Annotated in this window: 19 protein-coding genes; 11 read left to right on the forward strand and 8 right to left on the reverse strand. The window is 57.3% G+C overall.

Features of this window, described 5'->3' with window-relative positions; all coding sequences use genetic code 11:
* Nucleotides 1-203: 203 nt before the first annotated feature.
* The 8 genes from COMA1_RS13955 to COMA1_RS13990 all read right to left on the reverse strand — a co-directional run bounded on the left by COMA1_RS13955 (nucleotide 204) and on the right by COMA1_RS13990 (nucleotide 9,772).
* Nucleotides 204-677, reverse strand: coding sequence for a hypothetical protein (locus COMA1_RS13955; RefSeq protein WP_090749540.1), 474 nt, complete (start codon nucleotides 675-677; stop codon nucleotides 204-206).
* Nucleotides 678-703: 26 nt separating this feature from the next.
* The gene (locus COMA1_RS13960) at nucleotides 704-1,552 is read right to left on the reverse strand and encodes an energy transducer TonB (RefSeq protein ID WP_090749542.1); all 849 of its coding nucleotides are present in this window, start codon (nucleotides 1,550-1,552) and stop codon (nucleotides 704-706) included.
* Nucleotides 1,549-1,923, reverse strand: coding sequence for an ExbD/TolR family protein (locus tag COMA1_RS13965; protein WP_090749544.1), 375 nt, complete (start codon nucleotides 1,921-1,923; stop codon nucleotides 1,549-1,551). Before COMA1_RS13965 ends, COMA1_RS13960 begins: the two co-directional genes overlap by 4 nt.
* Complete coding sequence (exbB, locus tag COMA1_RS13970) at nucleotides 1,913-2,338, reverse strand: TonB-system energizer ExbB (protein ID WP_090749546.1); 426 nt, start codon at nucleotides 2,336-2,338, stop codon at nucleotides 1,913-1,915. Before exbB ends, COMA1_RS13965 begins: the two co-directional genes overlap by 11 nt.
* A gap of 253 nt (nucleotides 2,339-2,591) precedes the next feature.
* Nucleotides 2,592-4,154 carry a TolC family protein gene (locus tag COMA1_RS13975; protein ID WP_090749548.1) on the reverse strand — a complete coding sequence of 521 codons (1,563 nt, stop codon included), beginning with the start codon at nucleotides 4,152-4,154 and terminating at the stop codon, nucleotides 2,592-2,594.
* 241 nt (nucleotides 4,155-4,395) lie between these two features.
* On the reverse strand, nucleotides 4,396-7,458 hold the full coding sequence (locus tag COMA1_RS13980) for an efflux RND transporter permease subunit (protein ID WP_090749550.1): 3,063 nt from the start codon (nucleotides 7,456-7,458) through the stop codon (nucleotides 4,396-4,398).
* Between the two features lie 56 nt (nucleotides 7,459-7,514).
* A complete protein-coding gene (locus tag COMA1_RS13985) occupies nucleotides 7,515-8,576 on the reverse strand; it encodes an efflux RND transporter periplasmic adaptor subunit (RefSeq protein WP_176698067.1) in 1,062 nt (353 codons plus the stop codon).
* 725 nt (nucleotides 8,577-9,301) lie between these two features.
* Nucleotides 9,302-9,772: a JAB domain-containing protein gene (locus COMA1_RS13990; protein ID WP_090749554.1), complete on the reverse strand. Its 471-nt coding sequence runs from the start codon at nucleotides 9,770-9,772 to the stop codon at nucleotides 9,302-9,304.
* A 441-nt stretch (nucleotides 9,773-10,213) separates the two neighbouring features.
* Here COMA1_RS13990 and COMA1_RS13995 point away from each other — a divergent pair, with 441 nt between their 5' ends.
* Genes COMA1_RS13995 through COMA1_RS14045 form a run of 11 tightly spaced genes read left to right on the forward strand, consistent with a single transcriptional unit; the run spans nucleotide 10,214 to nucleotide 22,462 of the window.
* Complete coding sequence (locus tag COMA1_RS13995) at nucleotides 10,214-10,573, forward strand: TrbC/VirB2 family protein (protein ID WP_218055392.1); 360 nt, start codon at nucleotides 10,214-10,216, stop codon at nucleotides 10,571-10,573.
* Between the two features lies 1 nt (nucleotide 10,574).
* The gene (locus COMA1_RS14000) at nucleotides 10,575-10,916 is read left to right on the forward strand and encodes a VirB3 family type IV secretion system protein (protein ID WP_090749555.1); all 342 of its coding nucleotides are present in this window, start codon (nucleotides 10,575-10,577) and stop codon (nucleotides 10,914-10,916) included.
* A gap of 20 nt (nucleotides 10,917-10,936) precedes the next feature.
* Nucleotides 10,937-13,396: a VirB4 family type IV secretion/conjugal transfer ATPase gene (locus COMA1_RS14005; protein ID WP_090749799.1), complete on the forward strand. Its 2,460-nt coding sequence runs from the start codon at nucleotides 10,937-10,939 to the stop codon at nucleotides 13,394-13,396.
* Nucleotides 13,397-13,405: 9 nt separating this feature from the next.
* A complete protein-coding gene (locus tag COMA1_RS14010; RefSeq protein ID WP_090749557.1) occupies nucleotides 13,406-14,449 on the forward strand; it encodes a TrbL/VirB6 family protein in 1,044 nt (347 codons plus the stop codon).
* Between the two features lie 3 nt (nucleotides 14,450-14,452).
* Nucleotides 14,453-15,178 (forward strand): TrbJ/VirB5 family protein, encoded by a 726-nt coding sequence (locus COMA1_RS14015; protein ID WP_090749559.1) that lies wholly within the window; start codon nucleotides 14,453-14,455, stop codon nucleotides 15,176-15,178.
* A 28-nt stretch (nucleotides 15,179-15,206) separates the two neighbouring features.
* The gene (locus COMA1_RS14020) at nucleotides 15,207-15,974 is read left to right on the forward strand and encodes a VirB8 family type IV secretion system protein (RefSeq protein ID WP_090749561.1); all 768 of its coding nucleotides are present in this window, start codon (nucleotides 15,207-15,209) and stop codon (nucleotides 15,972-15,974) included.
* Between the two features lie 15 nt (nucleotides 15,975-15,989).
* Nucleotides 15,990-16,916, forward strand: a complete 927-nt coding sequence (locus COMA1_RS14025) for a TrbG/VirB9 family P-type conjugative transfer protein (protein WP_176698068.1) — start codon at nucleotides 15,990-15,992, stop codon at nucleotides 16,914-16,916.
* A gap of 9 nt (nucleotides 16,917-16,925) precedes the next feature.
* A complete protein-coding gene (gene virB10, locus COMA1_RS14030; protein WP_176698069.1) occupies nucleotides 16,926-18,326 on the forward strand; it encodes a type IV secretion system protein VirB10 in 1,401 nt (466 codons plus the stop codon).
* On the forward strand, nucleotides 18,307-19,416 hold the full coding sequence (virB11, locus tag COMA1_RS14035) for a P-type DNA transfer ATPase VirB11 (protein WP_090749567.1): 1,110 nt from the start codon (nucleotides 18,307-18,309) through the stop codon (nucleotides 19,414-19,416). Before virB10 ends, virB11 begins: the two co-directional genes overlap by 20 nt.
* A gap of 8 nt (nucleotides 19,417-19,424) precedes the next feature.
* On the forward strand, nucleotides 19,425-21,488 hold the full coding sequence (locus COMA1_RS14040) for a type IV secretory system conjugative DNA transfer family protein (RefSeq protein ID WP_090749569.1): 2,064 nt from the start codon (nucleotides 19,425-19,427) through the stop codon (nucleotides 21,486-21,488).
* Nucleotides 21,485-22,462 (forward strand): OmpA family protein, encoded by a 978-nt coding sequence (locus COMA1_RS14045; RefSeq protein ID WP_090749571.1) that lies wholly within the window; start codon nucleotides 21,485-21,487, stop codon nucleotides 22,460-22,462. Before COMA1_RS14040 ends, COMA1_RS14045 begins: the two co-directional genes overlap by 4 nt.
* Nucleotides 22,463-22,465: the final 3 nt, after the last annotated feature.

Here is a 22,465-nt window from a genome sequence, read left to right on the forward strand (position 1 = left end):
TCCGCATCGGGTGCACTTGATAACGAGGTCGTCCCCCTGCCAGCGCGCCACAAGCTTGCCGCACCGACATCGGACATCGACACTGGTCCTTACTGAGGCTCTCCCCCGCATGGCACCTTCCTCGTTCTGACTGCCCTGCCCAGGACTCAACGTCTGATGATAGGTACAAACCCATCGACTGCCCGCCCGGATGAACGCCGCGTCTACTTGAACGTGAGCTTCTTCAGCTCTGATGCTGCGAGTTCCACTTCTCCGAAATCAGATTGCCCCTTAAAGCTGCCTGCAATCGCCAAGACAAAGTCCCCGGTTTTTCCGTCCGCCAGCGTGATAGAGACATTGGGAAGCGAGCCGTTCCCTGATGGCTTGAGATCGATAAGCTTGATACTGTCGAATTTAATTTTAACCGTGGCGGTTCCCCGTTTAACGGGCACTTCTTTGAGTTCATGGGGAACGAATGCCGTCTCACTGATTTTCTCTTCCCAGTAGAAGATGACGTTTTTCAGATCCGTCTCAATACCCTTTGCATCTGTCGCAGAGGCATGAAAGACCTTGTCCGCTCTTCCGTCCGTTTTGTTCTGTGCCCAAGCCGAGCTACTCGGCATCCAGAGTGCTCCGATGACGAGCACGGCTTGAGCCGTATACGTTATTGTTCGTGTGATCGTCCTGCGATTCATCATCGTTCTCCTTAATTCAATCTCCCAGGCTATCCATCCAGTCGATAGCTGATGGGAATGAGGATTGTGATCTGTCGTTGACCGAGGGGGTGTTTAAGCCTCAGAGGTGAGGCCTTTTTCATCACTGCCATAGCCTCCTCATCCAAAACCGCCCGACCAGACGTTTCAGCAATCTGCACCCCCATCACCTCACCATCATCGCGAATGACCGCCGACACCACGACCCTGCCTTCCCAATGATTCACTTTGGCAAGCGTCGGATATCGTTTCAGCTCTTCGATCTTGTTCCACAGCGTTTCTGTGAGCCAGCCGAAATCGGCCCGCGTTTCCCGATGTACCACCTGCCGATGCTCTACCTGCCGATACTCGGTCCGTGAGGCGACTGATTCAATGGGCGTGGGCGCTTCGGTCACGAGTTGCTCTAACGAATCGACCGGTGTCTCTACTACAGATGACGAGGTTACCGGTTCACTCACTGTTGATGCCACGGTGGCATACTCCATGACCGGCTCGGCATTCGTCACCACATCCTTCACCACCTGGGTCGTTTCCAGAGAAGCCGGTATGTCCTGATGCGTCTGCGATATCGGCTGTTCTGTTGCGACTTGCTTGATCTGCCGAAGGGGCGGATTCGGTCTGACAGTGGGGGGAGTTGGTTGCATAATCGGCTCAGCCGGCTGAGCTTCCGTCTGTGCCGGCGATTCCACCATGGCAATGTCCCATTGGAACAATGAGGGGGGAGGCGGTTGCTCGATCGCCCCCATCACAAACAATGACCCCGCGATTCCTAAGCCATGCACAAGCGTAGACACCACCCATCCGCGTGCTCGATCGAATACCGAACCTGTGTTCCTAAGATCGACGGTCGGGGTCGTCATGAGCGGAGCACCTCTAAACTCACCTGGCGAAATCCCAGCCCCCTTACTTCATCGACCACCGCCACAAACCGTTCCAAGACAGTCACACGATCGGCCCGAAGCACCACGGCAGACTCGCGCGGATGCCCATTCAAAGCCGTCGAGAGGCCGTCCTCCCGAATGGCTTGATCATTCACAAACAGTTTCCCATCGGCAGTCAGAGTTATCATCAGTGGAACATCCTTATGATCGGTCACCTCTTTTGCCTTCGCCAATTCAACCGGCACCTGCCCAGTTGAAATGAAGGTCGCCGTGGTTAGAACAATAACTAGGAGGACCAGCATCACATCCACGAGAGGGATGACATTGATCTGGTTCAGCTCACGTTCCATGCTGCACCTTGTACAGGATAAGCAGTTCTGAGACACGGCGTCTGAGGATGTTGTTCAGTACGACACACGGAATCGCCACCAGCAGCCCGATGGCTGTCGCCTTGAGCGCCAGGCTCAACCCGACCATAATCGCACCGACCGCCATCGTTCCCGATGTCCCCATCGTATGAAACGTCAACATGATGCCCAACACGGTGCCAAGTAGCCCAATGTACGGGGCATTGGCAGCAACCGTTCCTATGACGACCAGTCGTTTCGTCAATGCCATTTCCAATAGCTGAATGTTGTCGAACTCATTCGGCGTCACCCGCCGATAGTAGAGCCACCGCTCTACTGCAACGGCGAGCGCCCACAGGCTCAACACCGCTAACAGCCCGATAATCCCGTAGTCCACCAGGTTCTTGAGTGCATCCATCTTGTCATTCCCTATTTATGGATCAGCGAATAATCAGCCGGTCCCCCCCTTTTCAAGGCACATATCGGGAGTCATCAGCACGGTATACATGGGCGCTCTAGCAGACGCCTCCATGCGAGACCGATTGGAGACCAACAGATATGGTTATGTGTGAGACGAATTCGTCTCATTCATCCCTCACCCTTCATCTGGAATCTTTTTACTCTCCCTGAAGGGTCGATTCCGCTAATCCCTGGTAGGCATGCTGAGTGGTTTACGACAATTCGAGATGATAACGGTCCAAGGTCGTAGCTTTCTGCCGCTCTAGGTTGGAGATCGATTTATTGTAATCCACAACGGCCCGTAGCTCGTTCCCCTGCGCCGTCGCGAGATCCCGTTGAAAATCGAGCACAAACCTGGTGGTGCTCAACCCTACGCGTAGCCGTTCCTGCTCGGTTTGCAGTTGTTTCTCAGCCAAAATCCGCGCTGAGCGAGTCGTTTCGATGCGCTTGAAGTCGGTTTGCACCCGCCGCACCGCCTCACGCACCACTAAAATGATTTGATGGCGGACACGTTCCAGGGAGGCTTCGGCATTCTTGGCCTCCAATTGGCGCTTATTGTACGTACTGATGGCGGAGCGGTTGCCGAGCGGATAGCTGAACACCAGCCCTGCCCCGTAGTTATAGAAATCGCCGCTGAAGTTTCTGGCGAACGAATTGCCGAAGTCACTCCCTAATCCGGAAAGTCCAACAGTTCCCTGAACAGAAAGTGTGGGCAGCAATTGGTTGCGGGCGAATTTCCTATTCAACTCGCTGGACTCAATATTTTTTTTAGCCTGTGCAATTTCTGGCCGCTGTTCGATTGCGGTCTCGATGGCTTCTTCGAGACTGAGCGTCTCCATAAAGGTGATAGGCGCGTCCAGTGGCATGAGGCGGACTGTTTGCCGCAGCTCAGCTTCACCGGGATTGAGTAGTGTCCGCAACTGGTCTTCCTCATCCCGGATAGCTTTTTCAGCTACCAATACCTGCTCCACTCGTGATGCAACAGCTGCCTCGGCTTGGAGCACATCAACGACCGACATCACTCCGGCTTTGGCCTTGATGCGGTTTGTGGCCAATAGCTCCTCAGCGGCCTTCAACGCAGCTTGGGCGACTTTCACATTTTCTCTCGCATACACCAGCTCCCAATAGTTCTGCTCGACCGAGGCGATCACGGTCAGGACTTGATCTCGGAAAACGTGCTGCTCGACGACCGCGTTGTTTTGGGCGACCTTGATAAAGGTCTGATTGATCCCGATCCCGGCATTCTTCAGTAACGGCTGAGTGAGACTAAACGAGAGGCCACCGGTCCAGGCGGGATTAAATAGAAAGCCCTCAGCGAGATCTTGGTTCACGCTGTTGCGAGCGGGATTATAGTTCACACCAACATTGCCGCCTGTCACGAGGTTTGTCGAAGCATCCACGATCACAGCATGATTGCGCTGGTCAAACCTCGTGATCTGGTTCAGGAGATTTCCGGTCGCTCCGAAGACAGGTCGCTCAAGAGGATCGACCGTCCGGAGATACCGGCCATTCACGCTCATCGTGGGATCAAACCTCGCTTGTTCGATCACAATGTCGGCCAACCGGCTTTCTTTCGTGTGACGGCTGATACTGATATCAAGATTGTGCTGCAAAGCGCGAACGGCTGCTTCTGCTAGAGAGATCTGTTCATGACGTTCCGAAAGCGTCGGTTTGGTAATATCTAGACTCCAACTCGAGGTTGGAACCAGCAGGACCCACAGACTGGCGATGATGATCGCCCCATACGGACGATGAACGGTCCATTCACGCCCCATCACATTCCCCTCATAGACGAGTGTGAATCACCAGCAAATCAACTTGCCAAACAAGACGACAGAAATGCTTGCTGCCGCGTACTCATCATTCAGCCTTACCCAATTAAGACGGAATAGCCTGGCTTTGTCCCCACACCAGCGAGGAGTGCTATGTCTGTTGAGCATCGCAAATCGAGGGAATGATGGGAGGGACCTCGCAACCACAGGTAAACATGTACTATACGTGCCCATGCCGAAAAGCCTAGGCTCCTGCTCGGGAGACATCAGAATTCTTGCCTCGGCCCGTTAGGATCGCATAGCCTGCCGGCACCAGGAAGAGCGTCACGAGAGTGGATACTACTAACCCGCCGATAATCACGACCCCGATCTGACGACGACCCACTGCTCCCGCGCCAGTAGCCATGGCTAACGGCAAGGCTCCGAGGATCGTTGCACAAGTCGTCATCAGGATCGGGCGAAGGCGTACCACAGCGGCTTCAGTGACCGCCTGACACACGTCGGCTCCCCGTTCACGAAGCTGATTGGCGAATTCCACGATAAGAATCGCGTTCTTTGTGACCAGCCCGATCAGAATCACCAGTCCGATTTGACTATAAATGGTGAGGGTCCCGTCGATCGCGACCAAGGAGAGCACCGCCCCCGATACAGCCGGTGGTACGGCCAACAGAATGATCCATGGATGCCGAAAGCTTTCAAACTGCGCTGCGAGCACCAGGAAGATGACCGCCAACGCCAATGCGAAAGTCAGAGACAAGTTTCGATTGCTTTCCGTGAAAGTCTTGGATTCTCCGGCATAGGCGGTCCGCATCCCGGGCTTGATGATCGCCTTCGATGTTTCATCCAGATAGTTCAAGGCCTGTCCAAGCGTGAACCCATCGGCCAATCCCGCACTAATCGTGACGGCGCGCATGCGATCGACATGGTTCAACGCTTCCGGGGCCGGTATTTCCTTGATCGTCACAATATTGTTGAGCTGGACCAATGCCCCGTCATTCCCCCGCACATAGAGCTGAGCAATGTCCGACGGTTTCTCGCGATGTCGATCGTCGACTTTCACGATCACCTTGTATTGCCGACCATTCTGCAAGAACGTATTCACCGGTCTTCCGCTGAGCAAGGTCTCCAATGTCCGACCGATGGAGGCAACGGACACGCCAAGATCAGCGCTCTTGTCGCGATGCGTTTCCACGGTCAGATGCGGCGTACTTAACGCCACATCCATTCCAGGTGCCACGAACCCTGGGTGTTTCGCCAATCGTGCCACAAGTTCGTCGGCAACCTGCTGCAGTTCTCGATAGTCCAATCCCCCCAGGACGAACTGCACCGGGGACTTCTCCACCCAATCTCCTATGGAGGAAGGATTGAGGAGGTAGGCTCTGACCCCGGTCAGCGTACCGAGTTTGTGGTTCAGATCTGCGACGATCTCCTGCTGACTTTTCGTACGGTCCTTCCAATCATTCAACGTCACCCAACTCTCGGCACGGTTGACCCTTGTCGGACGATCGCCGAGAGCCACCATCGTATACGTGTGGGCAATCTCCGGAACAGCCTGAAGCAGCGTTTCTAACTCTTTCGCGTAGGTGTCGGTATAACGAAGCGTGGCACCCTGCGGCGCGGTGAGAAAGCTAGAAAACCATCCCACGTCTTCCAGCGGCGCCAGTTCGGACTGAAGTCGGGTGAAGAGGACGAGACTCGCCATACTGGCTGTGACAGCTACGATCACGACTACCGTTTTCGCATTGATGGCCCATTCAATCCCCCGCCGGTAGTGTTGGGTCACCGCATCCGCAAGCCCTGCAGCGAATTGGTGGTGAGTGGACCGTCCACTGTCTTGGCAAAGGAGGCGCCCACACATCATCGGCGTGAGGGTCAGGGCCACGAAACCAGACAAGAGCACCGCAGAGGCGATCGCGATGGCCAATTCTGCAAAGAGCTTCCCGATGAGGTCGCTCAGAAAGGCGATGGGGATGAAGACGGTCACCAGTGAAATTGTCGTTGCGATGACGGCGAAGGCGATTTCGTTGGTTCCCTCGACGGCGGCTCGTAAGGGTGGCATGCCGGCGACGATCCGTCGATGAATATTTTCAAGGACAATGACGGCATCATCCACCACCAGACCGACGGCAAGCACAAGTCCCAACAGGGTCAACACGTTCAGCGAACACCTGCTCACCGCCATGATCGTACACGTCCCGATAATTGAGGTTGGGATTGCGACCACCGGTATGCACGTCGCCCGAAAGCTTCCCAGAAAACAAAAGATCACCAATACGACAAGGAACAGCGACAGACCCAGCGCCTCGTACACTTCCTTTAACGACCGTTCGATCGGTGTCGAACTGTCCCACGCCAGCGTCAGATCCATCCCCTTCGGTAACCCTGCCGCAATGGACGGAAGATGCTCTCTGACCGCACGCACGACGGCCAACGTGTCCGCCTTAGACTGACGAGACACGGAAATCCCCAGCGATGACTTGCCGTTGAATCGCACCAACTTGCGAGTATCCTCCGCACCCAGTTCCACATGCGCGATATCTTCCAGGCGAACAGGGTATCCGTCACGGTAGGCCACGATCAGCGATTCGAATTGCTTGGGAGTCTGTAAGGTCCCGTTGAGAGAGACGCTGAACTCCATCTGGTGGCTTTCTATCCTGCCAGCTGGGAGCGATACATTCTGATTGCGGATCGCATCTTCCACATTTTCAACGGTCAGGCGGCGAGCCGCCAGACGATCGGGATCCAGCCAAATCCTCATGGCATAGCGCCGCTCCCCGTCGAGATAGGTCGATGACACGCCAGGAATCATGGCCAACTGCGTTTTGATGAATCGATCGGCGATATCAGAGAGCTCTAGTTCCGAATGGTGGCTGCTGGACACTGCGAGCCATAAGACTTCGGTATTCTCCGCGGCCGCCTTTTCAACATGAGGCTCAAGAATTCCCAACGGCAATACCGGACGAACTTGCGAAACTCGATCACGGACATCGTTGGTTGCACCGTCCAGATCTCTCCCTAGCTCAAATTCCATCGTGATCGAGGAGACTTCTGCCCGGCTGGCAGAGCTGATCGTCCGAAGCCCTTGAATCCCGCTGAGTGCATCCTCAAGCGGTGTGGTCACGTCTGCTTCCAGCACGGAGACACTGGCCCCCGGATAGACGGTTCGGACTGAGACGATCGGCGGCTTGATGTCGGGATACTCACGAACGGGTAATCGTAGGAAATTCAAGATCCCGAACAACACCAGGAGCAGCGTCATCACAATCGCGAATACCGGTCGCTGAATACAGGTCTCGGACAGACGCATGTTTACTCGTGACGAAACAAGGACGGCACACTCACGCCGGAGCAATCGCCCGGCTGTTACTCCGGTGACTTAATTGAGACGAGATCCCCATCATGAAGCTTGTGCGGGCCAGTTCGAACCACGACATCTCCATCATTTAACCCAGCACGCACGTGGACCATCCCACGTTCACGCGCACCCAGTGTCACTTCTTTCAGTCTGACTAGTTGCCCCTCGACCTGAAACACCATGGTCTTCTCCTGCCGGACAAATCCCGCCTCTTCCGGGATCAGCAGCACACGGATATCTTCGCCGAGGCTCAAACGAACCGTGACGAAGAGGCCAGGTCGGAGAGTGCCCTCTGGATTAGGTATCACTGCGCGCACTGCCACGGTTCGATTGACGGCATCGACCCTCGGATCGATTGCCGTCACCCGTCCCTCAAACGTCCTATCTGAGAAAGCGTCGGTCGTCACGATCAATGTCTGATCGACATGCAGCCGGCTCAACCAGACTTCCGCCACCTTGAAATCCACATGTAGGGTGCGCAAGTCTTCCAAATTGACGATGTCCTGCCCCGGCTGGAGGTAATCACCGACCGAGACCCGCCGGAGCCCCAGCGTTCCGCTGAACGGGGCACGGATCATAGTCTTCTTCAGACGAGCCGCGTAGAGGCGACTGTTCGCTGCCGCCGCGTGCCATGCCATCCGGGCTTCATCCATCTGTTGAGCCGGCACAATGGCAGACTGTTCGTCGGTAATCCGCTTCAGCCGCTCATAGGTGACCACCGCCATCTTTTCCTCTGCCGCTGCTTGCGTGACCTGCGACTGGAGTTCTTCCTGGTCGAGTTCCACTAATGGAGCAGCCCGTTCCACTATCTGTCCGTCTTGAAAATGAATCCGTCGAATGACCCCCGCAATCTCCGGTCTCACTGTGATGGAAGCAACGGCTTCCAGCGTACCGACGGCCTGGATGGATTCTGTGATGGACCCGACTGTGACGGGAGCTACGTCGACCAAAATAGCTTTGTCGGACATAGCCGTCGATGACTCACTGGGTGATTGGCTTCCTAACCGAAACGTAATCAGAATCACCACTACACCGATCCCAATCATCACAATCACACTTTTGACATTCATACTCACGATTCGTTGTCGCCTCAGCCTTCGCCCCATCAGAGAAGAGTATGGACATTACACCCCGTCGTATAGAAGACGAGTAATCAAGTGGAAACCTCACCTACCGCACAATGAATCATGAAGAAATCAAATGGATACCAGCAGTCCAGGTGTTTAGAGGCAAAGTTGTGCCCGTTTGAACAGCGTACCCAATCAGAAGAAGGGGTACTGGAATGCATGGCCAGCGATGGATTCTGCTGCGGACTTGACTTGTGAACCAGTTTACCTACCGTGCCAAAAACTAAGGCGGGAACTGAAGAGAATTTATCAGGTGTGGTTTACCGAACAATATCAGTATGACGGTTATTAAAGGCTACCAGGAAACAATGTATACTTCTCAAGCAAGCCGGCCTAGCCTTCAAGCACGATGCTATGTGTGAGAGAATGGCTTTGTAACGATGGAATTGATGACTGCCACGAGCGATTTTCTGACGACCTAACACTTTCTAAATCTGTGTCACCGCATCATCCCCCCTCTCCCCCTAGAAGTGAATAAATCGACTTAAGCAATCGAGCGACAGCGCATCATGGCCTCTTCAGCATGTTGCCTAGTTTTCAGGCGTCCGCTGTGTCAGAAACAGACCTCCACCTATCGGAGGGACACGGGATCTTCCGAATGTATCAACATGCGTCATCTGCTCACAAGAATATCCGTCTGGAAGAGCAACAGGACCCTCGCTGTCGCCTCATAGTGGCCAGCCCTGATCAGCAAAACTATAGACGCGATCATCACCGAGAATGAGATGGTCGAGCAGCCTGATGCCCAGCAAATCACCAGCCTCCCGCAGTCGTGTGGTGAGCGTCCGATCCTCAGGGCTCGGCGTGGGATCGCCGGAGGGGTGATTGTGCACTGCAATAATCGCACACGCGTTGAGAAGGATGGCCGGTTTGTAGACTTCACGAGGGTGCACAAGGCTGAGGGTGAGCGTGCCGATTGAGACGATGTTCACACCGATGCTGACGTTCTTCGCATCAAGACAACAGACGAGGAACTGCTCGCGATCAAGACCATCAAAGCACGGACGGAGTGCGGCTGCCGCAGCAGCGGAATCACGAAGAGCGCCGTATGGAGCAGTATGACCGCCCTCAGAGACGAGCGTGACCCGATAGCGTGGAATGAACTGTGGAACGGTAAGTCGGACGGATTGTTTGGCCATGGTGGCACCTCCTGCATGTTGAACGAACTGGCGCTTTCGCAGAGACCGAAGCGCCAGGGCAGGACAACGGAGGTGACAGGTCGGGGACTGCCGAAACAGCACGGGCGGATGAGCACTCAGCGGCGACCGTGACAGATCTCTGCTGGCGCGGACGCTGCGTCAGACGATCAGTGCGCGGCAGACTACTGGCCTTCCATGGCTAAACAAGTCCAATCGACCGATCGATAACACATGAACGCGCCGTACAGGATCAACTTCGTTGCGGTCTAACTACCCCACTCGATCACACTGTCTTTAGCCGTCCTCTCCAAACATACGTAGTTCCAACAGGCTTGCATCAAAAACTGAACCTCACTACATGTCACCCCCGTTTGGCGATGAGTGCGGGCAGAAGTGTCCGCAAACTTGCCACAGAGGCCACTTCACAGAAAGGAAGGGAAGATGGAAGAGGTGATGATGGGACGGAATGTGACGAAGAAGCGTGGGTCAGGGATAGGGACCTGCAGAGGGGGCAGCCGAGGGAATGGGCGTCTGATTGCTGCCGCTTCCTGGCTACTCGGAGTGGCGGTCCTACTGGAATCGGACCCGGCCTGGGCCCAGATCACCAAGGTGAACACGGTGATGCAGAACGTGCAAACCGTCCTGACGAGTGTGGCGGTGACGCTGTTTACCGTCGCCATCATGTGGGCAGGATTCAAGATGGCCTTCAGCCATGCCCAATGGTCTGACGTGAGTAACGTCGTGATTGGCGGCATCTTGGTGGGCGGCGCCGCAGGGATCGCGGCCTGGTTGATCAACTAACATGGACGGCTTCCGAGATCCCATCTTCACCGGCTGTACGAGGCCCGCGATGTTAGGCGGCGTGCCGATCATGCCGCTGATTCTGATCGGCGGTCTGACGCTGTTGGTATCAGTCTGGCTGTACTACCTCGTGAGCGGCTACGTCTCGCTGGGGATTGTCCTAATCGCGATTCCCATCCTGCTCTGGATGCGCCAGACGACGAAGACGGACGATCAGCGCTTACGTCAAGTGATGATGCGGGCGCGGATGCGACTTCGCCACAGCCCGAGTCGCGCAACGTGGGGCGCTATTTCCTATGGCCCCCTGTGCTGGAAGACCAGACGAACACAGTGGAAAAGTTGAGCGTCAAGAGACCTATGTCGATGAGAACCAGAGCCGCCCTCACGAAAGCCGCGGCCGCCCAGATTCCTGCGAGCGACTATATCCCGCTGGGCACGGCGATCACGCCCACCGTCATCACCTTGACCGGCGGCGAGTACCTTGCCTGTTGGAAACTGGAGGGGATTACATTCGAAACAGCGGATCGTTCAGAAGTCCTACTGCGCAAAGAAGCGCTGCACCAATTTCTCCGATCCTTGGGCGGCGGGTCCTTCGCCCTCTGGTCGCATAAGATTCGACGGGTCGTCACCGAGCGGTTGCACGGCACCTCCCCCAATCCCTTCTGCCAACACCTGAGCGACCGTTACTATCAGTCTTTCACCCAACATCGACAAATGGCGACGGAGTTGTACCTTTCCCTGCTATACCGACCGTTTCCTTCCAAGGTGGCGAGCTTCTTCACTCGCATGGGCACGCGCACCCTGGCCCAACGACGAGAGCACGAAACCGGACAACTGACCATCCTGGACGACATGGGTAAACAGCTCGAAGCAAGTCTGAGTCGCTATGGGCCCAGTCGGTTGGGCACCTATACGAAACGAGACATCGTGTACTCCGACCAGCTGGCCTTTCTGAGCTACCTCATCAATGGCGTCTGGGAGGAAATCCCGCTGCGCCGAGCGCCGCTCGGCTCGTACCTCCCCTCTTCTCGCCTGCACTTCGGCGACCGGACGGGCATGCTGGAAATCTGGCACCCGCGCGAGAAGAAATTCGCCGGGTTCCTCGACATGCAGGAGTATCCGCCGTTCTCCGAGCCAGGCATGAACAACGGCCTGCTCTACAGCGACGCCGAGTACATCGAGACCCAGAGCTTCTCATGCCTCAACAAACGCGCGGCCCTCAAATCGCTCGCCACTCAGAAAGGGCACTTGATTGCGTCGGAAGACGCGGCGACGCGTGAGATCGAACAGATGGACCAGGCTGCGGACGATCTGCAGAGCGGCCTCATCGATCTGGGCCAGTACCATTACAGTCTGGCAATTTTTGGAACATCGATGGAATCGGTGAGCACCGCGCTCGCCGACGCCCGGGCCGTCTTTCAAGATGGGCCGGGGTTCAAGATGGCGCGGGTCGATGTGATCCCCGAATGTGCCTGGTTCGCACAGATCCCGGGCAACTGGAGTCTGCGTCCCCGCGAAGCCGTCATTACCAGCCGGAACTTTGTCTGCCTCAGTCCTTTTCACAACTTCGCCCGTGGCAAACGAGCCGGCAATCCCTGGGGCGAAGCCCTGGCCCTGTTCAAGACCCCAAGTGGGCAACCCTACTATTTCAATTTTCACGTCTCACCCGAGGACCGGGATTCACGCGATGAGAAGTACCCCGGCAACACCTTTATCTGCGGCAGCACCGGCGTGGGCAAGACCGCGTTGGAACTGAGCCTGTTGGCCTTCGCCACCAAGTACCAGGGACTCCGCTGCGTGGTCTTCGATAAAGATCGTGGCGCGGAGATCGGCATCCGGGCAATGGGCGGGACCTATCAATCCCTGAAACGTGGAACGCCGACTGGCTTCAATCCCTTACAGCTCGAACCGAATCCCCAGAATTGGCAATTCTGCGAACAGCTTGTGGCCCAACTCGTGAAGCAGCCTGGTGACGAGATTCCCCTACTCTCTTCAAAGGAACAAACGGAGATCAGCCGTGCCGTGCGGACGGTGATGAGTGAGGCGGTCTCCCCGGACCTCCGCTGCCTCTCCCTCCTCCGCCAGAACCTGCCGGCCACCGGCGACCAGAGTGTGAGGGCACGGTTGAAGCGATGGACCCGCGGTCACGCTCTGGGTTGGGCGTTCGACAATCCACACGATACCCATGAGATCAGCGGCACACGATTATTCGGGTACGACTATACAGACTTTCTGGACGATCCCGAGGTCCGAACCCCGATCATGGCCTATCTGCTCCATCTCACCGAACGGCTGATCACGGGCGAGCCCTTCATCTATGTCATGGAGGAATTCTGGAAGCCGCTTCAAGACCCGCTGTTCGCGGACTTCGCCTTCAACAAGCAAAAGACCATCCGCAAACAATCCGGCCTCGGCGTCTTCGTGACGCAATCGCCCTCGGATGTGCTGCGACACCCGATCGGGAAAACGATGGTGGAACAGAGTGTGACCCAGATCTTCTTGCCCAATCCGCGTGCCGATCATGACGACTATGTCCAGGGGTTCAAAGTCACGGAGGCGGAATTTCACATCATCAAGAATCTCGGCGAAGCGAGCCGCTTATTTCTCGTAAAGCAGGGTCACAGCTCGGCGATTGTGCAATTCGACCTAGGTGGCATGACAGATCTCTTGAATGTCCTCTCCGGCACGACGGACAACGTGACGTTGTTGGACCAGATCAGAGTCGAAGTGGGAGACGATCCCACAGACTGGCTGCCCCTATTCCATGAGCGCATCGCAGCGCGGAAACGTCTCCGGCACGAGAACGGAAAAGGAGTTGTGTAGAGGTACTCCATGGGCATGGCAACCTACATCGAGCAGTCGGTGAACAACGCGTTGGACCACTATGTCGTGACCAGCAGCGATGCCGTTATTTCAGTCCTCACGCCGGTCGCCGTGATGGCGGTGACGCTCTATGTGATGTGGACCGGCTTTCAAGTGATGCGCGGCGACGTGCAGGAACCGGTCACCGGGCTCGTCTGGCGCTGGTTCCGTGTGGCACTCATCACCGGACTGACGTTGAACGGGCCGCAGTATCGAAGCCTCGTGAAAGAAGGATTGGACGGGCTTCAAGAGGCCTTCGCCTCCGCCTTCGGTGGTGTCCTCTCGATGGGAGGGACCATCGACCAGATGGCCGACCCCTTCACGACGCTCATGGAAACCCTCTTCACCGAAGCGAGTTCGGGATTGGTCCCGCAATTCTCCCTCTTCATCGCTGGAGCGATCTGCGCCACGGCGTCGATCGTGATGGCCTTTGTCGCGATGGGGCTCTTTCTCGTCGCGAAAGTGAGCCTCGCCCTGCTGCTCGCAGTCGGGCCCGCTTTCATCTTCTGCGCGATGTTTCCTGTCACGCAGCGCTATGCGGAAAATTGGCTCTCCAGTTCGTTGGTCGCCGTCTTCACGAATGTCCTCATCATGGCGGTGATCACGTTTCTAGCAAGCCTGCTGCGGAATGCCTGTCTGCATGTCCTACAAGCCTATTCAACCACTTCGCTTCTGGCGGATGTCGTCGGCCTGCTGTTTCTCTCCATCACCGCCGCCTACGTCTTGCTCCATGTCGCGTCGCTGGGGGCAAGTTTGGCCGGAGGCCTCTCGTTGGGGAACCCAGGTGGCGATGCTACCAGGAGTGGAATGCTGCTTTTTGACAGCATCACATCCGGCCTGAGTCGGTTGGTCCCGTTGGCTGTGGCTTCCAGCGGCGGATCCTTGAGCGGGCCGCGAACCAGAGCGGCCCACCTGCTGAGCACGCTCTCGGCCGGGAAGCCCCAGCCAGGGAGTGACCTCTATCAACGGGCCTCAATGGAGCGGTTACGCAACAGCGTCTCACGAAAGGAGTAAGACATGTCCCGCATGAAGTGCACAGTGATCGCGATCGGCTTGGCCCTGATGGTCGTGGTTGGTCCGGAGCCGAAATCCCAAGCCGGAGGGATTCCCGTCATCGACACGGCCAATCTGGTGCAATCCATCGTGCAGGCTCTCGCCTGGATCCAACAGTTCCAACAGATGCAGCAACAGATCCTCCAAGCCGACCAGCAAATTCACGCGATCATGGGCTCACGCAACATGGGCAGTCTCATGAACAACCTCACCTTGGCCGGTGTCGTCCCCTCCGACGTGAGCGCCGTGTACCACTCCATCCGGTCCGGTGGGGTCCAGGGGTTGACTGCAGCGGCCCAGATCATCCGCCACAACCGCATGATCTACAACTGCGAGGGCAAAACCGGCGATGCGCTGCGCATCTGTCAGAACATGCTGAACCAGACACCGCAAAGCCAGGCCTACTACGCGAACACCTATCAGATGTTGCTCGGACGGATGCAGCAGATCCGAGCCTTGACCACTCGCATTAACGACACACAGGACGAAAAAGGGATTCTGGAACTCAACGGCCGGATTGCCGCCGAGCAAGCCCAGGTGAGCAACGACACAAACCGGATCCTGACGATGAAATCGATGATCGAGGCGGAAGAAAAAGCGGCGCAACAGGAACAACAGGAACGGGTCCTCAAGATGTTGGCCCCCGGCACATCGCGAACCTTTGACCACATGACACCCTGGACGCCCTAGTCCTGCTGATCAGATCGAGGACAGGAACATGGAAAAGATAACGAAAAAGCAGACGGAGCCTTCACTCGTGAGCGCGGCAGACGAACCGCAATTCTACGATCTAGGCCGCGACTGGGATACCGACTGGCGGTTGCGATTGGAGGCGTCGGAACGAAAGGCCTGGTGGGTCGCTGGCACCGCCTGTGCCCTGGCGCTGATCTTAGGGATCGGCATCGCCTGTCTGGCTCCGTTCAAGACCACCGTGCCCTATGTCTTCGCGATCGATCGCGCCACCGGCAACGTGGAGCTGGTGAGCGCGGCGGATGATCGGACCGTGCTTGGCTATCAGGAATTGCTCGATAAACATTGGACGCAGAAATACGTGATCGCGCGGGAATCCTACTCCTACCGGCTGCTCCAAGCCGACTACGACCAGATCTTGGCCATGAGCACGGATGAGATCGGGCGCGACTACGCGAGCCTCTTTGACGGCGTGCATGCCCGCGACAAGCAGTTGGGGACCGGCATCGAATGGCGCGTGAACGTGTTGAGTGTCACCGTCCACGGCGATGCGATCGGACCGAAGGCCACGGTGCGGTTCGAGAAGCAGGTGAAGCGGACCGACGCGCACAGCCTTGAGCCGCCCCAGTATTTTATCGCGACGGTCTCCTACGAGTACCGCCACACGATGAAGGGGCAGGAAAAGGATCTGATCCAGAACCCGCTGGGCTACAAAGTGACGGGCTATCGGGTGGATGCGGAAATCGGGACGATCACGCAACCGACGTCGGTCCTGTCGATGGTCGAGAAGAAATAGAAAGGACGCATGGTCATGCACGTCATGAAGCAACACAGAGGATCAATCACGGCATGGCTCACCGTCGCCCTCCTCTGTGCAGGAGCCTCATTGCACGCGGCGGAGGTCCCGGCGCCGGGCGACGGAGACCAACGGGTCCGGTACGTGACCTATCAGAAGGACGAAGTGACCAAAGTGACGGTGCGCCGTGGTGTCGTGACTCGCATTGTGCTGGGAGACGACGAACGCATCGTGATCGCCGGCAGCGGCTTTCTCGCGGACTGTGCAAAGCAAGAAGCGGAATGGTGCATCAGGGCCGATGTCGGCACCAATCAGGTGTGGGTGAAGCCCAAGGACCAGGCAACGCACAACAATCTGGAGATCCGCACGGACAAACGCGACTACAGCCTGGAGTTCACCGTCGTGGGAAACGATCGAGTCGGACGCAGGCAGAACACCTGGCAGGGACAACGCGGAAAGGATGAGCCGATGTATCGTGTGATCTTCCGCCATCCGTTGATCCCCCCGACTCAAGCCACCATGACGGCGATGCAAACCTCGGCCCATCGCACCAAGCACGCTCGCGACAAGGCCGACCTTCTCACCGAGCGGCTAGACTCCTTTACGCCCGAACCGCGTAATTGGTCCTATTCGATGGAGGTGCTTCAGGGGGGAGACGATATCGCGCCTTCGCTCGTGTTCGATGACGGCCGCTTCACCTACTTTCAATTCCCTCCCAATCGCGAGATCCCCGCGATCTTCTACTTCTCGCCGTTGGGTGAAGAAACCCGCATCAATTTCAACATGGAGAAAGACCTCGCCGTCGTGCAGCGGATGGGGCGGCGGTTTGTCTTGCGCTTGGGCGAGGCCGTGGTCGGCATCTGGAATGATTCCTACGACAAGACCGGAGTGCCGACCGTCGAGGGGACGACCGTTTCGGGCATCACCAGGACGCTACGCTGAGAAATGACAATGGAACAACCACAAGAGTCGAGCAAACAAACTGAACCGAGACCTCCCATCGTCGATGGGATTGTGTCGGTCAATCACCAGGCCAGTGGCAGGAACGAAACAGCGGCACGCGTGGCGTTTCTGGTCGTCATGGCCATCGTGCTCGTGGTGGGACTCGTCTTCGCGGCGAACACCTATAGTGCGAAGCGAAAGGCGGAGGCCACACAGGAAGAACGGGCTGCGAAGGTAGAGAATAAACCAGCCCAGGTCGGACTAAAGCGAGTCTTCGAGACCGATCCCCCTCCACCCCAGAACACCACCGCACTCGTGCGGTCAACCAGCCAGTCGCCTGTCGCGTCTACTGACCATGCGATGCGATCGTCTCTCGACAGAGAAATCGACGACGGAAGCCGACCCATGGCACTGGCTCCTGACCAGACACGAGGCAACCGATCACTCGGCAGACCAACTTCCAGTCGGTTCGGTGGGGAGGTCCTTGTGACGAACTCCCCTGCTTCGGACAGTCCCCGGACGCAACAAGCGGGAACCGGACCAGACGCAGCCATCTCCTTGGTGCGCGAGCTGCTCAACAGCACCAGACAGCCGGACATGGGGTCTGGAAGCCTATTGGGCGGATCAGCTATGCCGGTCAGCACGGGAGACACAGGAAACTCAATGCCATCATCGGTTGGGTATATGGGCGGACCCAGCGGCCCTTCAATTGGCGTGACGAGCGTCGGGCTCGCGGCGCCTCCTGGTCCTGCTGCCAGCGGAGCCGGTCCCATCGGAGGGCTCCTGACGCCGTCGGACACACCCAAAGTCCAAGCCGGTCTCTTGGGTGATCGTAATCTGATCTTGCCAAAAGGCAGAACGATCGACTGTGCCTTGACCGTGCGAGTGATCAATGAAGTGGCGGGCATGGCCACCTGCATCCTGAACAGCGATGTCTATAGTGACAACGGACGTGTTGTGTTGTTGGAACGAGGATCGGAAGCGGTCGGTGAATATGCGGCGACGATGGCGCAGGGCCAGCGCCGCCTCTTTCTCCTCTGGACCAGGGTCAAGACGCCGATGGGCGTCGTGATCAATCTGAATTCCCCGGCCGCTGATGCCCTCGGCACGTCTGGGTTGGTCGGCTACGTGGATAACCATTGGTGGGATCGGTTGGGTGCGGCCTTTCTCCTCTCCCTCGTGCAGGACGGGATCGGTCTGGCCACCGCGACACAGGCCGGTGGCGGGGGCGCACAGAGTTTGGGCATCTATCAACATTCCGCCACGACGGGGAACCGCATGGCGGAACTCATCCTTCAATCGACGATCAACATCAAACCCACGCTCTACAAGAATCAGGGCGACCGCGGGACGATCTTCGTCGCGCGGGATCTCGACTTCAGCACTGTCTATGAACTGCACCCCCACTGACCTGCTCGCGCACGATACGATGGTGCGCGAGTTGTTACGCCCGTTACTGCAGTACCTCGCACTCCCCGGTGCAACCGAGATCGTCGTCAATCGGCCACAGGAAGTCTACATCGAGGTCGGCGCTGCCTGGCAGCAGCACCGCTCACCGGACCTGACCCTGGATCGACTCACCGCGCTCGCCACGGCCATCGCGACGGCGACCGAGCAAGAGATCGGCCCGCACCATCCGATTCTCTCCGCCATGTTGCCCGATGGAGAACGGGTGCAAATCGTGCTGCCACCGGCAGTGGAACTGGGAACCATCTCCATCTCGATCCGACGGCCCAGCGCCTGGATCAAGACCCTTGCTGAGTATGACTCGGAAGGCGCCTTCAGCCGCTATGTCTGGGCCAAGGCGGCGACGCTGGACGATCGCACCACCGAGCTCGATTCCATCGAACGACAGCTCGTACAGTATCTGACCGATCGTCAGTTGGGTCGGTTCATTCGAGCAGCGGTGCTGGCGAAAAAGAATATTGCCGTCGTGGGGGACACAGGCTCGGGCAAAACCACGCTCATGAAATCGATCTGTCAGACTATCCCGGAGCAGGAACGGCTCATCACGATCGAAGATGTACGTGAGTTGTTGCTCCCCCAGCACGGTAACCGGGTACATCTCTTGTACGCCAAGGGAGGACAGACAGCTGCTACGGTTACGCCGTCTGACTTGATTGCCTCCACGCTCCGCATGAAGCCGGACCGGGTGCTCCTCGCCGAGTTGCGCGGCGGAGAAGCCTTCGACTTTCTCAAACTCCTCACCACCGGCCACAGCGGCTCGATTACCTCTTACCACGCGGAGTCCTGTGCCCTCGCCGCCGAACGCTATGTCTTCATGTGCAAAGAGCATGAACAGGCGGCGACCTACGATGTGCCGACCTTGAAGCGCCTGGTGGCCTTGACCATCGACGTGATCCTCCATGTGGTCGCGCAGAATCAGTGCGACGAGGACGGACAGCCCATCAGAAAAGACCGCTACGTGGCAGAAGTCCATTATGACCCGATCGCGAAACTCGTGGCGCGATTCGGAGAAGCCACCCTGGTGAGAGCGTAGAGAAACCAATGTCACGCAAGCACCTACGGATCGCAGTCGCCCTGTTGCTGTATCTCCCGCTGGGGCTCTGTGGAGCAGATGCCCTCGCCGGTGCCATCTTCACCCTCGCCAACAAACAGATGCCTGAGGACCTCTCGCTGAGCAACTGGCCCAACTCCTGGCAAGCCTATAGGGCTGATCCGGTGCAACGGAAGCGACTGCAGTTCTCCGCCACCGTCGGCGGATTCGTGGGTTTCGGTCTCCCGGCGCTCCTCCTAATGTCCGTAACCAACCAGAAGAAACCGCTCCATGGCGAGGCACGGTTTGCGTCTCAGGATGAGATTCAACAGGCCGGGCTCTATGGAGAGAAAGGCGTGATTGTTGGAAAAGTCGGACGGCAGTACTTGGTCTATGGGGGTCAGGAATTTGTGTTGCTGGCCGCGCCGACCAGATCGGGCAAGGGCGTGAGCATCGTGCTCCCAAACCTGCTCCACTATGACGAGTCGGTGGTCGTACTGGACATCAAGATGGAGAACTTCGCCTACACCTCGAAGTTCCGACAGACGCATGGCCATCTCGTCTTCCTGTTCAATCCCTTCAGCACAGACGGCCAGACCCATCGTTGGAATCCATTGGATGCGGTCGATCGAGACCCAAATCGGCGCGTGGGCGAAATTCAAGCTATCGGGCAGGTGCTCTATCCAACGGAACAGATCAAAGATGCGTTTTGGAACGAATCCGCCCGCAACCTCTTTCTCGGCTTGACCCTCTTTATCATGGAGACTCCGCCCCTACCCTGCAGTCTCGGGGAAGTGCTCCGCCAGGCCTCCGGTAAGGGTCAGCCCATCAGGGACTATCTGCATGACCTCATCAGCACCAGGGCTAAGAGTGACACCCCATTGAGCGACGACTGTACGGCAGCCCTGCACCGGTTCTGCGGCACCAGCGAGAATACGATGGCAAGCATTCTCGCCACCCTGACCGCCCCACTCGCCATCTTCAGTAATCCCATCGTCGATGCGGCGACGAGTGCGACGGACTTCGACCTCAAACAGGTGCGCGCCCAGCGGATGACGATCTATGTCGGCATTCCGGCCAATCGGCTTAGCGATGCCGCGCTGCTCGTTAACCTGTTCTTCTCCCAACTGATTCATTACAACACCGTCGACTTGCCCGCGACGAATCCCCGCTTGAAGCACCAGTGCCTCGTGATTCTGGATGAATTCCCCGCCCTTGGGCGGGTCAACATTCTGGCGAAGGCCGTCGGCTTCATGGCCGGCTACAATCTTCGTCTGCTCCCGATCATCCAGAGCCTCTCACAGCTCGAATCGGTCTATGGTGAAAGGGACGCCCGCACCTTCGTCACGAACCATGCCTGCCAGATCCTGTTTGCCCCTCGCGAACAACGAGACGCTCAGCACTATTCCCAGATGCTCGGCACCTATACGGCCGAGGCGATCTCGACCGGCACGAGCCGACCACTTGGCTGGAGCAACGGCAAACAGGCATCGTCGAGTTCCACTCGCTCGGAACAGGCGCGGCCTCTGTTGCTGCCACAGGAAGTGAAGGAACTGGGAGACCAACGGGCCATCATCAATCTGATGCATACAAAGCCGATCCTCTGTGACAAGGCCCGGTTCTATGCCGATCCGATCTTCACCGATCGGTTGAAGCGCATCAGTCCGTCCCTCGCGTCGGTCGGAAAACGGATGCCGACCCAAGCTGAACTCGAAGACGCGGCGTTCGTGCGCCGAGAGTTGTCCGTGGAGATTCCCCAACTCGACCTGGAACTCCATCGCGCCAAAGTTGAAGGACGGGTGCGTCCAGTTCAACCCGATGAGCCGATGGACCTCTCGAGACTGGCCATGGACCTCACCACCCTGCCACCGGTCCTGCGGCGCGACACACCGACGCCCGAAGAAGTGAACACTTTAGTCGATGCCTTTGTGGCTCAGCTTCAATGGACCGACAAGGTCGATGACGACGTCTCCGGGAAGATGAGTCCTGTGAGCGAAGAAGGAGGAACACAGAGAACAGAGAGGAACGTTGATCGGTCCTTGGTGGATCGAGACAGAGAAGAGAGGGACATATGACGACATCTTTGAAACGACAGGCAGGACTTCAGGCGCTTGTGATCCTCATCGCCTTTGCCGCGACGCTGGCTTGTGCGCAGAAGCCAGTCGTGCCGTCCGGTGCGGCTCGCGTGCCGATCAATAGCGATGAGATGATCCAGCAGTATCGTGAACGGGTGAAGAACGACCAGCGCGAGAAGCAGGAGCGGAGTTTCCTCACCCGACAAATAGAATCGCTGACGCAACAGGTCCAGGAGATGAGTGCCACACTGACACTCATGCAACTCAACCAGCAAGAACTGGCCAAAGGTAAATCTCGGTCCGGTCCGGCTATCACGAAGGCGGCACTCACGATCAACCCTCTGTCACCAGAATCCAAAGGCCCACCAACGAACGCGAGTGTATCACATGACGGCAATACGTCTCCGGCTGGGTCTGATCAGAGCCTATCACGAACGGAGACAATACAGAGTGAAGAGGAGCAATCGACTTCGGTGGGCCCTGCCTGCAGCATCGGACCATCAGCAGCGCCATCCCCCTCCCCACCTTCTCCAATAGAGAAAGGGCAGATCCATTCATGGAGACCAAGGGTTATCGAGTTGAGTGAACGGGAACAGGTCGAACTGCACCGGCACAGTATCATCTTCCGTGTGTCGGAACGGACAGGACGGTCTGAGTTTCGTCCCAGCAAGCCTCTGCAATCCCACCTGAAACAGATCATGAGCCGTGGTCCTTGTCTGCACGTGCGTGGGTACACGGACGGCGACAAGGATCTCTGGATCGAACGTGAGACAGCCAAGCAGCGGGCGTACAAGACCCGCGCCTATCTCATCGCGCAGGGCTATGACCCGAGCCACATCGAAATCACCATCGTCCCTGTCGGGCAACATGTGGCCGACAATGCGACGAAGAAAGGGCGGGCGAAGAACCGACGGGTGGAGATTGAAGTGAAGGAGCAGAATCCGTCGTCCGTCTGGCCACAGTGGTACGGATAGCAA

It is taken from the genome of Candidatus Nitrospira nitrosa (assembly GCF_001458735.1).
GTDB lineage: Bacteria > Nitrospirota > Nitrospiria > Nitrospirales > Nitrospiraceae > Nitrospira_D > Nitrospira_D nitrosa.

Bases quoted from the DNA above. Each gene is read 5' to 3' on its own strand.
- COMA1_RS13955 (WP_090749540.1), bottom strand. From the start codon at position 677: ATGATGAATCGCAGGACGATCACACGAACAATAACGTATACGGCTCAA.
- COMA1_RS13960 (WP_090749542.1), bottom strand. From the start codon at position 1,552: ATGACGACCCCGACCGTCGATCTTAGGAACACAGGTTCGGTATTCGAT.
- COMA1_RS13965 (WP_090749544.1), bottom strand. From the start codon at position 1,923: ATGGAACGTGAGCTGAACCAGATCAATGTCATCCCTCTCGTGGATGTG.
- exbB (WP_090749546.1), bottom strand. From the start codon at position 2,338: ATGGATGCACTCAAGAACCTGGTGGACTACGGGATTATCGGGCTGTTA.
- COMA1_RS13975 (WP_090749548.1), bottom strand. From the start codon at position 4,154: ATGGGGCGTGAATGGACCGTTCATCGTCCGTATGGGGCGATCATCATC.
- COMA1_RS13980 (WP_090749550.1), bottom strand. From the start codon at position 7,458: ATGCGTCTGTCCGAGACCTGTATTCAGCGACCGGTATTCGCGATTGTG.
- COMA1_RS13985 (WP_176698067.1), bottom strand. From the start codon at position 8,576: ATGAATGTCAAAAGTGTGATTGTGATGATTGGGATCGGTGTAGTGGTG.
- COMA1_RS13990 (WP_090749554.1), bottom strand. From the start codon at position 9,772: ATGGCCAAACAATCCGTCCGACTTACCGTTCCACAGTTCATTCCACGC.
- COMA1_RS13995 (WP_218055392.1), top strand. From the start codon at position 10,214: ATGGAAGAGGTGATGATGGGACGGAATGTGACGAAGAAGCGTGGGTCA.
- COMA1_RS14000 (WP_090749555.1), top strand. From the start codon at position 10,575: ATGGACGGCTTCCGAGATCCCATCTTCACCGGCTGTACGAGGCCCGCG.
- COMA1_RS14005 (WP_090749799.1), top strand. From the start codon at position 10,937: ATGAGAACCAGAGCCGCCCTCACGAAAGCCGCGGCCGCCCAGATTCCT.
- COMA1_RS14010 (WP_090749557.1), top strand. From the start codon at position 13,406: ATGGGCATGGCAACCTACATCGAGCAGTCGGTGAACAACGCGTTGGAC.
- COMA1_RS14015 (WP_090749559.1), top strand. From the start codon at position 14,453: ATGTCCCGCATGAAGTGCACAGTGATCGCGATCGGCTTGGCCCTGATG.
- COMA1_RS14020 (WP_090749561.1), top strand. From the start codon at position 15,207: ATGGAAAAGATAACGAAAAAGCAGACGGAGCCTTCACTCGTGAGCGCG.
- COMA1_RS14025 (WP_176698068.1), top strand. From the start codon at position 15,990: ATGCACGTCATGAAGCAACACAGAGGATCAATCACGGCATGGCTCACC.
- virB10 (WP_176698069.1), top strand. From the start codon at position 16,926: ATGGAACAACCACAAGAGTCGAGCAAACAAACTGAACCGAGACCTCCC.
- virB11 (WP_090749567.1), top strand. From the start codon at position 18,307: ATGAACTGCACCCCCACTGACCTGCTCGCGCACGATACGATGGTGCGC.
- COMA1_RS14040 (WP_090749569.1), top strand. From the start codon at position 19,425: ATGTCACGCAAGCACCTACGGATCGCAGTCGCCCTGTTGCTGTATCTC.
- COMA1_RS14045 (WP_090749571.1), top strand. From the start codon at position 21,485: ATGACGACATCTTTGAAACGACAGGCAGGACTTCAGGCGCTTGTGATC.